The sequence below is a fragment of the Providencia sp. JUb39 genome, from assembly GCF_012272845.1.
Lineage (GTDB): Bacteria > Pseudomonadota > Gammaproteobacteria > Enterobacterales > Enterobacteriaceae > Providencia > Providencia lanzhouensis.
On the sequence record NZ_JAAWXD020000001.1, the window covers coordinates 2937105 to 2952290 of the forward strand.

Annotated in this window: 12 protein-coding genes; 4 read left to right on the plus strand and 8 right to left on the minus strand. The window is 38.4% G+C overall.

From position 1 onward, the window contains the following. Window positions 1–255: 255 nt before the first annotated feature. From dbpA to HFU86_RS13795, 3 genes are all read right to left on the minus strand, one after another. Window positions 256–1629, minus strand: coding sequence for an ATP-dependent RNA helicase DbpA (dbpA, locus tag HFU86_RS13785; RefSeq protein ID WP_036951234.1), 1374 nt, complete (start codon window positions 1627–1629; stop codon window positions 256–258). 64 nt (window positions 1630–1693) lie between these two features. Continuing rightward, window positions 1694–2734, minus strand: a complete 1041-nt coding sequence (locus HFU86_RS13790; protein ID WP_132495750.1) for a galactose-1-epimerase — start codon at window positions 2732–2734, stop codon at window positions 1694–1696. A gap of 147 nt (window positions 2735–2881) precedes the next feature. Beyond that, on the minus strand, window positions 2882–3811 hold the full coding sequence (locus tag HFU86_RS13795; protein WP_036951121.1) for a cation diffusion facilitator family transporter: 930 nt from the start codon (window positions 3809–3811) through the stop codon (window positions 2882–2884). Between the two features lie 376 nt (window positions 3812–4187). Between HFU86_RS13795 and HFU86_RS13800 the strand changes: the two genes are divergently transcribed. After that, window positions 4188–4625, plus strand: coding sequence for a universal stress protein (locus HFU86_RS13800; protein ID WP_132495754.1), 438 nt, complete (start codon window positions 4188–4190; stop codon window positions 4623–4625). Between the two features lie 60 nt (window positions 4626–4685). Here the strand turns inward: HFU86_RS13800 and eco are convergent, their stop codons facing one another. After that, entirely contained in the window at window positions 4686–5162 is a 477-nt protein-coding gene (gene eco, locus HFU86_RS13805; RefSeq protein WP_036951124.1) for a serine protease inhibitor ecotin, read from the minus strand. Between the two features lie 265 nt (window positions 5163–5427). Between eco and HFU86_RS13810 the strand changes: the two genes are divergently transcribed. From HFU86_RS13810 to HFU86_RS13820, 3 genes are all read left to right on the plus strand, one after another. Then, window positions 5428–5640, plus strand: coding sequence for a DUF465 domain-containing protein (locus tag HFU86_RS13810; protein ID WP_036951125.1), 213 nt, complete (start codon window positions 5428–5430; stop codon window positions 5638–5640). A 248-nt stretch (window positions 5641–5888) separates the two neighbouring features. Next, complete coding sequence (locus tag HFU86_RS13815; protein WP_187129860.1) at window positions 5889–6245, plus strand: nitrous oxide-stimulated promoter family protein; 357 nt, start codon at window positions 5889–5891, stop codon at window positions 6243–6245. Window positions 6246–7135: 890 nt separating this feature from the next. Next, window positions 7136–7951: a helix-turn-helix transcriptional regulator gene (locus HFU86_RS13820; protein ID WP_132495756.1), complete on the plus strand. Its 816-nt coding sequence runs from the start codon at window positions 7136–7138 to the stop codon at window positions 7949–7951. A gap of 152 nt (window positions 7952–8103) precedes the next feature. Here HFU86_RS13820 and HFU86_RS19800 read toward each other — a convergent pair whose 3' ends face one another. The 4 genes from HFU86_RS19800 to prfB all read right to left on the minus strand — a co-directional run bounded on the left by HFU86_RS19800 (window position 8104) and on the right by prfB (window position 15097). Continuing rightward, a complete protein-coding gene (locus tag HFU86_RS19800; protein WP_255425986.1) occupies window positions 8104–11283 on the minus strand; it encodes an FKBP-type peptidyl-prolyl cis-trans isomerase in 3180 nt (1059 codons plus the stop codon). After that, window positions 11280–11780: a hypothetical protein gene (locus tag HFU86_RS13830; RefSeq protein WP_108478264.1), complete on the minus strand. Its 501-nt coding sequence runs from the start codon at window positions 11778–11780 to the stop codon at window positions 11280–11282. The genes HFU86_RS19800 and HFU86_RS13830 overlap by 4 nt, the downstream gene beginning before the upstream one ends. Before the next feature lie 690 nt (window positions 11781–12470). Next, the gene (gene lysS / locus HFU86_RS13835; protein ID WP_036951129.1) at window positions 12471–13988 is read right to left on the minus strand and encodes a lysine--tRNA ligase; all 1518 of its coding nucleotides are present in this window, start codon (window positions 13986–13988) and stop codon (window positions 12471–12473) included. A gap of 7 nt (window positions 13989–13995) precedes the next feature. Continuing rightward, a protein-coding gene (gene prfB, locus HFU86_RS13840; RefSeq protein WP_108478266.1) for a peptide chain release factor 2 occupies window positions 13996–15097 on the minus strand; the annotation gives its coding sequence in 2 pieces (ribosomal slippage) (window positions 13996–15018 and window positions 15020–15097; 1101 coding nt in all). Window positions 15098–15186 lie beyond the last annotated feature (89 nt).

Below are 15186 nucleotides of genomic sequence, written 5' to 3' on the forward strand. Positions count from 1 at the left end.
CTAAAAAAACAGAAATCAAATAACCGATTAAATACGGGGTATTGCTGTTATAACGAAAAAATTAAGTAGATTAAATAAAAAAAGAAACTCGATAAAATGAATGGAATGCGCTTCGCAGAAATCGCGGTAAGAATAAAATAGACGAAATAATATCAAAGTAAATTATTAAATTTTATTTGCTTATTTTGATTATAATAGAAACAAAAAAAGCCCCAGTTTACTCAACTAGGGCTTCAAAAATATCAGTCTAGGAATTTACTTTAGCAATCTCGCTCTCACTGATTTGCCTTTGATTTTACCTTGCTGTAATTGCTTCCACGCTTTGTTCGCCACTGATTTTTTAATAGCGACATAGGCATGCATGGGGTGAATCGCAATTTTACCAATATCATCCCCTTCTAGACCAACCTCTCCAGTTAATGCGCCCAGAATATCCCCAGGACGTATTTTGGCTTTTTTACCGCCATCTAGGCATAAGGTTGCCCATTGGGCTTCTAATGGTGTAATGCGCAATCCTGTCGGCTCTGGCAGCCAATTCAACTTCATGTTAAGCATCTCTTCGAGCACGTTTGCGCGTTGGGCTTCTTCTGGTGAGCATAGGCTTATTGCTAAGCCGCTTTGTCCTGCACGAGCTGTACGACCAATGCGATGAACATGCACTTCAGGATCCCAAGACAATTCAAAGTTAATCACCATTTCCAGTGCTTTAATGTCTAAACCTCGAGACGCCACATCCGTCGCGACCAAGACTCGGCTACTACCATTTGCAAATTGGACTAAGGTTTGGTCGCGATCGCGCTGTTCCATATCACCATGCAAGACTAGGACACTTTGACGGCTATCCATTAAAGCATCATAAACCGCCTGGCAATCCTTTTTCGTGTTACAGAACACGACACAAGAAGCTGGCTGTTCACGGCTTAACAGCTTTTGCAGTAAGTCAATTTTGTCATGTCGAGACACTTCATAAAACTGCTGCTCCACGTCAGGTAATTCGTTAACCGAATTAATTTCAATGGTTTGTGGATTATTTTGGATACGTCGGCTAATTGCTGCAATGCTATCCGGCCATGTTGCTGAGAATAAAAGTGTTTGTCTATCTTCTGGCGCGAAAGAGATTACTGCGTCAATATCATCCGCAAACCCCATATCTAACATGCGGTCGGCTTCATCAAGTACCAGTGTCTGTAAATGATCTAACCGCACCGTTTCTTTATGTAAGTGGTCAAGCAAACGCCCTGGTGTTGCCACCAAAATATGTGCTGCATGCACTAAAGAATCACGCTGAACACTAAAAGGTACACCACCACATAAAGTTAAAATTTTGAGATTAGGAATATAACGCGCTAAACGGCGTAATTCATTCGCGACTTGATCCGCTAATTCTCTTGTTGGGCATAAAACGAGGGATTGGGTATTAAAGTTTTTTGCATCAATACGTTGTAATAGCCCCAGACCAAAAGCAGCCGTTTTTCCACTTCCTGTCTTAGCTTGGGCTCGCACATCTTTGCCAGCAAGGATAGCGGGTAATGCCGCTTCTTGAATTGGGGTCATGGTTAAAAAGCCCAATTCATTGAGATTGGAGAGCTGCTCCGCAGGAAGCGCATTTAGTTCAGCAAATGAGGTCACAGTTAACATTCCGAATAAAATAAAAGAGATCATCACGAGGGGTCATAGCCCCTAGTACATGATACTAAAAAATAAATTGATAGCGAGTTTGACTGGTATAAATATGATTAGCTTTGGCAATGATAGGTCTTGCGCCATCTGATTCAGCATGCCCTAAACCATCAAATGGGTATTGCGGAGCCAACACTATTCCAGAAAATGGTGTATAGGTTTTACTTTTACCTAAAACGGAGACCAAATAGTTCCCCGTATACAGATGGATTGCAGGTGATGTACTCATCATATTCATTTGCACATCACCATTGGGAGAATCCAGTGTCGCCACAATTTGTCGACCATCGACCACTGACTCATCAAACACAAAAGCATGATCGTACCCACCTACCGCTTGTTGCTCTTCATCTTGCAAAAAGTCACAACCAATGCGTTTCTTTTGCCTAAAATCGAAATAGGTGTCAGTAACTTCGCGCCATTCTCCCGTTGGGAGCCCTTCATTATCCTGCGGCAAGAAATACGCAGCCTGCATTTGGAGATCATGCTCAAATGCAGTGCGATCTGATTGTTCACCCGCAAGATTAAAATAGGTGTAATTAGTCAGGTTAACCGGGCAATCTTGGTTACATTGATATCGGTAGTTAATGACTACTTGGTTATCATCAGTGAGCTCATAATGCACTTCAACTTTTAATTCCCCCGGAAAACCTTGGTCACCATCAGAAGATACGAGGGTAAAAATCGCTTGCTGTTGGTCAGGCTGAGCGATTGACCACACTCGATAACTGAAGTTATCACGCCCACCATGCAAACAATGTGCACCTTGATTATGTGCAAGTTGATACTTACGACCTTCAAGATCAAAAGTGGAATTTGCAATGCGATTTGCGACTCGTCCTACCGTTGCGCCAAAATAGACTCGCTGCTCCATTTGAGCGGCCATATTCGGTGATCCTAAAATGATATCGCGTTTACCACTCGCCAACGGTAATATACAACTCACCCAGCTGGCGCCTAAACTACTCAAAATAATTTTCATTCCCTGTTTATTTGTGAGTGCTACGACCTTCGGTGTGCGCAGAGTGTGACGTTGTTGCTTGGTAAACTGCATTTTTCCCTAATATTCCTTATATTTCCACTTATCGTGTAACCAACATAATTTAACAATAATAAAACGAATTCTCGATAACGTAAAAAGAAAAAAGCTGAGCGCATAATACGTCAGCTTTTTCAAAAATGCTTAATGATTAAATAAGAATTAATGCAAACAATCTTTATCATAAGGGTCTAAGTGGGTCATAACATCCAGCACTTGTGGATTTTTCATTAATTGTTTCCGTACGTTTACCGCAATATCATGCCCTTCTAGAATTGTCATTTGACCATCTAACTCTAAATGAACATCCACAAGGAAAAAGTCGCCAGATTTGCGTGTTTTCAAGTCGTGGAATCCTTTAACTCCAGGGATACCTCGAAGAACATCGCTCAATTGTTCAAGCGTTTCTTCATCAGCCCCTTTATCCATTAAGTCTTGCATAGATTGATAAGTGAATTTGAATCCCATTCGGAAGACAAATGTCCCCACAATTAAAGCAGCAATAGGGTCAAGAATGCGGATACCGCATAAACTACCAATAATCCCGATAGCAACGACTAATGAAGAGGCTGCATCAGAACGCGCATGCCAAGCATTCGCCACTAACATGCTAGAATTAACTTTATTTGCTACATGCAGCATGTAGCGGAATAAGCCTTCTTTCGCAACCAAAGCCGTTAATGCAGCAACTAATGCAATCGTATGAACTTCTGGGATTAAATCTGGGTTAATCATTTTTTCGACCGCAGACCACCCCATTCCCACACCCACGATCAACAAAATAATCCCTAAAATAAGGGATGCACCATTTTCATAACGGAAATGACCATATGGGTGATCGGCATCTGGCTTCTTATGGCTTTTTTTATTCGCAATAAGGACAACAAAGTCTGCAACTAAATCCGAAAGTGTATGAATACCATCAGCAATTAAGCCTGAAGAGTGGGAAAATATCCCAACAATAATTTGCCAAATAGACAATAGTGTATTCACCGCCACACTGATCAAAGTGCTTTTTTTTGCAGCTTTAAATTTCTCTTGTTGTAATTCGAATTCATTTTTCCCGGAAGCTGGGATTTCATGTTTATGCATAGTTTATTTTCTTAATGAAAAACAAAACAATTATCATTTAAATATAGTTTATTTTCAATGACTTAATCAGGGTCAATGATATTCTCATATTGTTTGTTAAATGTCTCATAATAAATTGTAAATAATTGATTATATTGATTGAGAATAGTTATTCTTTATTTTTCTATCCTTGATAAGATAAAAAGCCATAATCAGATAAAAGCTATAAAGGAAGATATTCATGACTAACCTATCCTCTATTATAGATAGAGTGTAGGTTCATCTTTATTAGATAGCCATGTTACTGTGAATTCAATATCACAAAATCATAAGTGTAATATGACTTATAAAATGATAGGTATATAATCAAATTAAAATAACAAATGAAGAGGTGGCTATGTATAAGAAAATATTGGTTCCTATTGATCTGTTAGAAGATGATTTAAATTCAAACATCATCAAACATGTGGAAGATTTGGCAACGTTGGGTAAGCCTGAGATTCACTTTTTCTCAGTGATCCCAAGTGTAGAACTATTTTTTGGTATTGAAGTCGCTATCTTACCTGAAAGCCATAAAAACTCGGCTGAGCGTGCAACACTCGCAATGCGGGCATTAGAAGAAGTGATCAAAGATACTAAAATTCCAAGTTCTCAAATTACATGTCAAGTGAGTATTGGTTCAGCAAAAGACGAAATTTTAGATTACGCAAAAACCATTAATGCCGACCTGATTGTCGTCGGTTCTCATCATCCAAGCACATCTACTTATTTATTAGGTTCAACTGCATCCGCCATTGTACGCCATGCGCAAACATCAGTGTTTGTCGTTCGTTAATCTAAAGCTTACGAAATAAAAATGCCGCATCATAGAAAACTGATGCGGCATTTTAATGCATTATTTCTTAACAGAGTTCATTAATTTATCGTCTGTCGACCAAATGCGATATTTCACTTCCATATCTTTTGGCGCATAAACAACAATTGGGAGTTTGCTGTTATAACGAACAAATGCTTCATCACCTAATTGAGTGGTAATAAAGCGATCTTTTGCAGGTTCGCTACAAGCCATCATTGTTGAGGCAGGTCCTTTGACTTCGTCTAATTTGTAGTAGTTATATCCCCAACCCTCTAAGGTTTTTTCTTCTAAGTCACCCATAAACCATTGGCGATTACAATCTGCTTTAATGGTTTTTCCGATAACCAGCTCAACCATGTAGTCATATTCATTTTGCTGAGTATCAAGCTGGATCACATGACGAGTCATACCAGATTCTGCTTTCGGGTAAGGCGCGATCTTTCCTAAATCTTCAGTCGCCATTGCACAAGAAGACACTGCCACCGCAGCCATTACAGACAAAATCGCTTTTTTCATCATAAAATTCCTATTGGTAAAAAAATAACAACATTAAAAACTAGGGTTTGATACATAGTAGGTCAATTCAACCACTTTAATCACTATAGATGATTCTTAATTACAAAAATATAGATAACTCATTAATCCTTTAGTGATAATACTTAATATTAGTATAAGGATCATAAAATTAATAAAAATTATGTAAATCCGCCCTATCCATATGTACATAAAACAATCAATGGTTATACTGAAAGTGAGGCTTAATTCATTATGAGGAGGTAGTATGTTATCTGCTGATCAAGATTTAGTTTCACAATTAATCTCCACACACCCCCGCTTTCAATCTCTCTATGAGAAGCATCACCAATTAGATAAAGAAATTAGCAAGCTTGAAGGACCTTCAGGTGCCGGCTATAACGAACAGGTTGCCAAACTTAAAAAAGAAAAATTGCATCTAAAAGATGAAATGCAGAGAATAATGCAAACCAGTCGATAAGGTGCCTTTAAACCGCAGCTAATCTTACTTTACCAAATACATTGGGGTCTTAGCTTCAATGCATTAGGCTCCAATAAGTTAGCTACAACACAATTGGCGATAATACAGTGTTAATGGCATAAGAAATTTCTCTTATGCCATTTTTGCTATTAATGGGGGAAAAAATGCTTTTATATTGATTTAAGCGCCTATAAATAGTTGCCATAAAGATATATATTAAATATATCTTTATTTAAGGAGAAGCGATGATGGTGGGTAAAAGAATATCGAGGGAAATCGTAACGATAGAAAAAATGATAAAAATCTATGAAAAGGCACATCCTGCTCCTGAAAACAACCCAGAACATTACCAAATACTTTTTTCCTATGCCGTAAAACGCCTAAATAAATGCCGTTATGGTGAAGAAAAACCAGCCTGTAAACAATGCCCTATACATTGCTACCAACCAAAGCAACGTGAGCAAATGAAAATCATTATGCGTTGGGCCGGCCCTAAAATGCTATATCACCATCCTATTTTAGCAATTCGTCATCTCATTGATGATAAAAAACCTGTCCCGGAGCTACCTAGTCGGGAGCGTACTACATCCAACCTAAAAAAATGATCTTATCGACAGAATATTTCACCACACCAATTCAGAATTACATCACTGAGAAAAACAAATTTATCGGTGTAAATGTTAAATATATTTAACGCCAACTTGTTCGTTAGCCTCGTGTGTTTTTTTCACTATCTTATTGGTTTTTTATCAGTTTTTAAACTCACTCACGTTGTCTCCTCAATTTTCATCTAATCTCGATAAAATGACTTTAGCTCTCTATCATGTTTCTATTTCCAGAAATGACGTTCATATAAAAATTAGTAACCGAACATAATTAATAACCAAAAACCATGCTTATGAAATATGCAAAAATGATAACACTGATTAATTAATACTAAAAATGAGATATAAATCTCAATATTTAGCTTAATATGCATATCTTGATAAAAAACAAAAATCAATATGATTTAATAATTTTATCAATAATGTCATTAACGATTTTATACATTAGATAAATTTATTATTAATGCTTTTAACGAATATACCCTAAATAATTTGCATCACTATTATTTATGATAAGACACAAATAATGACTACTTACCTTTAAAAGACAAAAAAACAATGAAAAAGCGTAAAAAAATACAAAATATTAAAATCTAGAAAATACCAAAAAACTGGAATTTAAAACCACAGTTACCGGTAACTTGTAGAATAAATGAATAGAACACTAAATGGGTTACTCGGAAAAACCGATTAGTTTTCCTATAAGCATCGTAAAAAGCATATTTCGAAACATTTATTAATACTTTAATTTACGATATGACATATAAAAAAACAGCTCATATAATTTCAATCATCAAGGTTATAGTGATTTTTTATATCAATAGAATTTAAAAACTTGATATTTGATTTCGACTATTACTTAAAGAGCTAATTTTAATAAAGGTGCTACCATGAACAGTCAATTAAGTCATCAGGTGATAAAAAAAGTACGCATAGATAAAAGTAACCCACATGCGATACTCGATTTAACCTCTAAGGGTCTTATCATCATAGAAAAAGGGTCAATCTTGCTGGAGACTCCAGCCGCAAATGAAAGCCTACATGAAGGTGATATTCTTTACCATAAACAGGGGTCATACTCGTTTAAAACAGAGAATAATGCATTAGATGGCGAATTCTTATGGATCTCATTGGATGATAAGTTTTTACGTGAGTATTTATCTCATTACGGATCACAATTAAGTGAGATTGAGCGAGCTGACAATGTCGCTAATGACATCATCAAGTTTACAACAAGCCCATTAATTAATGAGTTAAAAAATAGCTTAGAATCATTTATTCAAACTCAATATCCTGAAATGATCCTTAAATTAAGGATTAATGAGCTACTTTTGTTATTATCTTATAGTGAACAAGGTGCAACCCTGTTGTCCAATTTACGCCAGCTCAGTAATCGTCAAGCTGAGCGTTTACAGACATTCATGGAAAATAATTATTTAAAAGAGTGGAAGTTAAATGAGTTTGCCAGAACGTTTGGCATGGGCTTAACAACATTCAAAGAGCTATTTCATACTGTTTATGCGACATCACCACGTTCTTGGATCAGTGAGAAGCGCATCATGTATGCACACCAATTATTGATAAATACGTCGATGAGTATTGTAGAAGTTTCTATGGAAGCCGGCTTTTCAAGTCAGTCTTACTTTACTCAAAGCTATCATAAGCGCTTTGGTTATACCCCCAGTAGGTCGCGTAAAGCCGCCTAGTACCTTCCTCACGTTATATGCCCTGTCAGTATAGGATTAATGTCTTAGCTACACTGACAGAAAGGCAACCCCGCAATAAATCATATCGTTGAAAATAAAAAAAGAGCCTACTATTTAAGTAAGCCCCTTCTTTTTATTTAGAACCTTATTAATCAGTTCGCTTGAATCACTTTCAAATCAATAATTGACATTGAGTTTGGCGGCACTTCACCGGGAATACCTTCTGGGCCATAACCACCTTCAGGCTCAATATAAATTTTGACCATTCCGCCAACACCCACTTTCTCTACGAACGAGTTCATGGGTGGTGGAAGCTGATCATAAGGTAACACCATTGGATTTTTTTCTGTATGCATAACGGTCACCTTGCCATCGGTAAGTTGTTCTCGCATGATCAATGTGATTTTTTTGTCTTTCACATTTGTAATTGGTGTACCTTTTTGTAAAACCTTATAATAAGTATAATTATCTAACTTACTGTATTTCTGCTGTTTTATATCCTGCAGGATCTTCTGATTCCGCTTTTCATTCTCTTTGGCAATAGTCGTATTATCCGTAGATGGGATTTGGATAATGGTCGGCGCTTTACCTGTAGGTGACTTTTTGCTCGCTCTTAATGCATCATTCTCTTCACGTAACTGAGTCACGCGCTGATTAAGATCCCTAATTTGCGCTTTCAGTCCCTCATCTGTTGAAAATGATTTCAAGGATGCCAACTCATCTTTTGCTTTCTTCAAACTATCTTGAACACTAGCAAGCTCCAGCTTAGATTTGTTATCCGCCGCTGTTTTTTCATCGAGCTGCTTCTTGAGTTGAAGCAATTCCTGATCTTTTTTCGAGAGATTCTCGGCATTAAATTTTTCAGCATCTAACTTTAACGCATTCAATTGTTTGTTCGCATCTAGCAGCTTTTGCTCGATGTCTGCTTGCTGTTTGTTGCGATTGGCAATGTCACCTTCAAGCTTAGCAATCAATGCTTCTTTTTCTTTGGCTTGTGACATCAATTGAGTATTTTGAGACTCTAGCTGCTGTTTATCAGACAGTTGCGCTTTTAACGAATCTTGAATGCCTTTATTCTCTTGATCTAACTTTGTTAAAGCTTCTTCTCGGCCTTTGAGTAAGCTAATTTGCTTATTCAATTCCGCAGTTAATTCTTTGACTTGTAGGTCAGTATCTTTGCCTGCAAGTTCAGTCTGTTTTTCTAATTCAGCACGCAGTTTTTGCACTTCAGTATTTGCTTGTGCTAACTGTTTTTTCGCATCCGCATAGCTTTGCTCATTCGATGTTAGCTGCGCTTGTAACTGTGCGTACTGATTTTGGCTATCCGCCAGTTGCTTAGCTATTTTTTCATGGGCATTTTGCTGAGTAACCTGTTGTTTCTTCGCTTCTGCTAACTCAACATCCAGTGCATTTTTTTGCACTAACTTAGCGGTTTGCTCAACTAATGTTGCTTGAATTTTATCGTTCTGCTGTGATTTTTCAGCGAGTTGAGTCAAAAGCTTCTGGTTTTGCTCAGATAAAGCTTTAACTTGTTTGTCGCTAGCTTGAGCCATCAACGCGGCTTTATTTTCCAGCTCTTGCTTCACGTTTTGCAAGTCTGTACTAGCCTTAGCTAGCAGCTGCTTAGATGTAGCTAATTCAGCTTCTACCACAGATTTTTGTTTTACTTTATCTGCCAGTTGCTGATTTTGTTGTTCAAGCTGCTTAATCGCGTCTTGCTGTTGTTTCAGTGCTAATTGGACATCATTTTTTTGCGCTTGAGCCTGCTTTAGCTCATCTTCACGCTGTTTCAGTAAGGCTTGTTGCTGTACTAAGTTGGCACTTACAGACTTCAGCTGTTCATCAGTATTACCAGATGACTGCAATTGCTGCTTCGCGTCAGATTGCAATTTGGTAATCTCGGAGGTTAATTGCTCGATGCGCTGATGAGCATCCGTGACTTGTTTGTCTTTGTCAGCCAACTGCTGCTTCATTTGCGCGGTCAGTTGCTGATTCTGTTGTTCAAGCAGCTTAACCGCATCTTGTTGTTGCTTGAGTGCTAATTGGACATCATTTTTTTGCGCTTGAGCCTGCTTTAGCTCATCTTCACGCTGTTTCAGTAAGGCTTCTTGCTGTACTAAGTTGGTACTCACAGACTTCAGCTGTTCATCCGTATTGCCGGATGACTGCAATTGCTGCTTCGCGTCAGATTGCAGTTTGGCAATCTCGGATGTTAATTGCTCGATGCGCTGATGAGCATCCGTGACTTGCTTGTCTTTGTCGGCAAGTTGTTTTTTCGCATTTGTCGCTTCAATCACACCATCACTCAGCTGTTTTTCCAACTGTTTGATAGTGTCTAATGACTGGCTATTTTGTTTGGTAAGGTTATCCAGATTAGCTTGTTTTTCAGCAATCACTTTCTGCGATTTAGCTAATTCACTATTCAGCCCATCGATAACAGCTTTATTATCAACAGATTTTACAACACTTTGTAATTGCTCAATTTGCAACTTACTTGCTGCAATGTCGCCACTGAGTTTAGCTATCGTCGTTTGCTTTTCAGTAATGATGCGATTTAATTCAGCAATGTCTTTATTGTAGTTAGTCAGCTTAGTGACTAACTGACCATCAGTTAGCAGCTTATTGTACGAAATCAGCTCACCAACACCTTGAGCAACGCCAAAGCGATACAGATTTTTTAATTGCTGCTGCTCAATGAGTTTTGCCAACTGAGCCAGATTGACTGAGTTTTCAGTCCCTGCTTTCTTCGTGAAATTCGAAGAATATAAGCCAAGAGGATCAATAATGACTTGGTATTTGGCAAAATCCTTCGCCAAATACTTAGGATTCCATTGATTGCCTTGTAGCAAATAGGAAGATGCAGGCTGGTAAGATTGAGACTCAGAAGGCAACAAACAGACGTCGATAGCAGGTTTTATTTCTGTGCCTGCTACTTGGGCTGGTTCTGCTACTTGAACAGGTGTTTTAGGCTCAATAGTCGTTGATGCCGATGCTTTTGTATTTTGAGATTGAGATGACGTCACCGCATTCGATGATCGCTGAGCCACCTTTTTCTCTTTAGTATTCTTTGCTTTACCCGCCGTAACTTGACGGTTTTCTTTCGGTACAGGAACTGGCGAAAGAGAGGATAAGACATCATAACCTTGGGCTTGTGATTTAACACTCAGTGGTACTTCGACAGGTCGAGGCTTTGGCTTTTGACCTTCATTTTCAGATTGAAGGTAAGTATCAAAGTCATCGATGACATTGTTAAAACGCTCCGCATAGGAAGCTGTTGAAAAACATGTCGAAAAAAGTGCCAGAGAGACACAAAGCCTTAGGTTAAGTCTCATAATCCATTAATTTTCTGCAAAGTTGATTCCGTTGATAGCACTGCGTTGTAACGCACCTTAGCACAAAGAACTTTTGTTTTAGATTCAATAGCCATTTGCAATAGCTCAATGGTATCTGGGCTAGCAGTTGCTTCGATTTGTTTGTATAGCTGATTAATTTCACTCACTTCTTTAAATGATCCTACCAGACGGTTGTAACTTTCTGGTGATAACGTTTTCAGTGAACTGAGTTCTTTAATACAAGTATTTAGTGGCGCAACACCCTGCTGCTCAACAGCATTTGGTGAACGATCTAAAGCATTATTTAAAACGTTCTGAGATTCAGGGTAAGAATCATCAGCCTTACTATTTTGCTGTGAATTATTCGTTGCTGCTGTGGTGGTTTGAGAATCAGCTAATGCCGTCTTTTGCGCATTTGGACCAGTGACACAGCCAGAAAGTAAAGCCGTGCTTACCGCAAGCAAAGACGCGACATAAAATTTATTTTTTAAAAACATATATTTACCTTACCAGTACTTTTCTTCGCTATTATTATGATGTCCTAGAAACCTAGTGTAAGCTAAAAACTCGCTATTTTCTATATAGCCGAATAGAGAAATAGAGACTTCTCATAAATCTTATGCATTTTTATTTTTCGCCAATTTAGTTTTACAACCACAGAATTGTTATTTTAGTACATTAATACTCATATCTCTCTAAATAAGATATCGCATACTTGTGTATATTGATTATTCTTGCACATTAATTAACATCAAAAACACATTTTATTAGTAATAAATCAAATAAGCGTTGCTCGCTCATCCTATCTCTCAGGTTTTTATAAACTTAGTCTAATTAATTAAATTAAAATCATCATATTACAAGCAGGTACATTTACTCAGTCAAAAATTGAAAATACTCACATTTTGAGATATCTCAATGAAATGATAAAGATCACTTCGATAACAAAGATAGGTATTGAGTAAAATAAAATTCTACACTTATTAAAGCAGCCAATGAATAGCAGTTATCTTAAAAAGATATTGAGCTTAAATTAACGCATAACGTGATGTAACGCAGATTTTTATTTTAATACTGGAAAGGTACAACAAATTAATTGTGGGTTTGAATGAGAGAATTAAATAAAAATACCATGATTAATTGAGAAGATTCATGCCCAGTTATTAACTGGGCATGAAAAACAACACTTAAGCTTTGCTAGGACGTAATGCAGGGAATAGGATTACATCACGAATAGTATGGCTATTGGTAAATAGCATGACCATACGGTCAATACCAATACCTAAACCTGCTGTTGGTGGTAAACCGTGCTCTAATGCGGTCACGTAATCTTCGTCGTAGAACATCGCTTCATCATCACCTTCGTCTTTCTGACGAACTTGTTCAGCAAAACGTTCTGCTTGGTCTTCTGCGTCATTTAACTCAGAGAAACCGTTACCGATTTCACGACCACCGATAAAGAATTCGAAACGATCAGTAATGAATGGATTATCATCATTACGGCGCGCTAATGGAGAAACTTCAGCTGGATATTCTGTAATAAAGGTTGGTTGAATTAAGTGGCTTTCAGCAACTTCTTCAAAGATTTCGCACTGAACACGACCTAAACCCCAGCTCTTCTCAATCTTGATACCGATAGACTGCGCGATCGCAACTGCTTTATCCATATCATCCAGGTCAGCAACGTTAGTTTCTGGACGGTATTTGCAAATAGCTTCTTTCATCGTCATTTTGGTAAATGGTTTACCAAAATCAAACTCTTGTTCACCATATTTAACAACGGTATTGCCTAATACTTTCTGCGTTAAAATACGGAACAAGTCTTCAGTCAGCACAATCAGGTCACGGTAATCAGCATACGCCATATACAGTTCCATCATTGTGAATTCTGGGTTATGACGAGGAGATAAACCTTCGTTACGGAAGTTACGGTTGATTTCGAATACGCGTTCAAAACCACCGACAACTAAACGCTTCAGATACAGTTCCGGCGCAATACGCAGATACATATCGATATCTAATGCATTATGGTGAGTCACAAATGGACGTGCAGAAGCACCACCCGGAATAACTTGCATCATCGGAGTTTCTACTTCCATAAATCCATGCTCAACCATGAAGTTACGAACTTCCGCTAAAATTTTAGAACGGATGATGAAAGTGTTACGAGATTCATCGTTAGCAATCAGGTCAAGGTAACGTTGACGATAACGAGTTTCTTGATCTGATAAACCGTGGAATTTATCTGGTAATGGACGCAGAGCTTTAGTCAGCAAACGAACTTCATGACAGTGAACGGTCAATTCGCCAGTTTTAGTTTTAAATAAACGACCTTTAGCGCCTAAAATGTCACCTAAGTCCCATTTTTTGAACTGTTCGTTGTAGATGCCTTCTGGCAGATCATCACGTGAAACGTAGATCTGAATACGGCCACCAACATCTTGTAATGTTGCAAATGACGCTTTACCCATGATACGACGAGTCATCATACGACCCGCAATAGTCACTTCAATGTTCAGGTCTTCCAGCTCTTCTGCTGATTTTTCACCAAATTCAGCGTGAAGCTTATCGGAGACATTTTCACGACGAAAATCATTTGGGAATGGAATACCCTGTTCGCGCAGCGCAACCAGTTTTTCTTTACGGGCTTTGAGTTCGTTATTTAAATCGGGAGCTTGTTCTGCACCCTGTTGCTCTTGAGACATTTTTTCCTCACAGGCCAGCTTTTAAACTAGCTTCAATGAATTTATCCAAATCACCATCCAGCACGGCTTGCGTGTTACGCGTTTCCACACCAGTACGTAAGTCTTTAATGCGTGCATCATCAAGGACGTAAGAACGAATTTGGCTTCCCCAGCCAATGTCCGATTTATTCTCTTCCATCGCTTGCTTATCTGCGTTCTTCTTCTGCATTTCCAGTTCGTATAATTTCGCTTTTAACTGGCGCATAGCTTGATCTTTGTTTTTATGCTGTGAACGGTCGTTCTGGCACTGAGTCACAATGTTGGTCGGTATATGGGTGATACGCACTGCAGACTCTGTTTTGTTAACGTGCTGACCACCGGCACCCGAGGCACGGTATACGTCGATACGTAAATCAGCAGGGTTAATTTCGATATCAATATCATCATCAACTTCAGGATAGATAAACGCTGAACTAAATGAAGTATGACGACGACCGCCGGAGTCAAATGGGCTTTTGCGCACTAAACGGTGAACACCCGTTTCTGTTCTTAACCAGCCATAGGCATAATCACCGATGATTTTAATTGTTGCAGATTTTAAACCCGCCACATCACCATCTGACTCTTCGATAATTTCTGTTTTGAAGCCTTTTGACTCAGCCCAACGCAGATACATACGCATGAGCATACTTGCCCAATCTTGCGCTTCTGTACCACCAGAACCTGCTTGTAAGTCGATATAGCAGTCAGCACTGTCATATTCACCGGAGAACATACGGCGGAATTCAAGCTGCTCTAACTTGCCTTGCAGTGCTTCTAACTCAGCGCCCGCTTCGTTGAACGTTTCTTCATCATCAGCTTCTACCGCCAATTCCAATAAACCTTCTACGTCTTCAATGCCTTGGGTCAGTTGATCAATTGTCTCAACAATCGCCTCAAGGGAAGAGCGTTCTTTGCCAAGTGCTTGAGCGCGTTCTGGTTCATTCCAGACATCCGGCTGCTCAAGTTCTGCATTCACTTCTTCTAAGCGTTCTTTCTTGGCATCATAGTCAAAGATACCCCCTCAGAACCGTTGTCCGTTCAGACAGGTCCTGAATTTTGCTTTTTACTGGGTTTATTTCAAACGTCATTTTCACTATCTTATAGTTGATCAATAAAGATAAATATTTCCATTCACGAACCGTTTAGTATAACGGAATTCCTGTCAGGTTTATAGGGA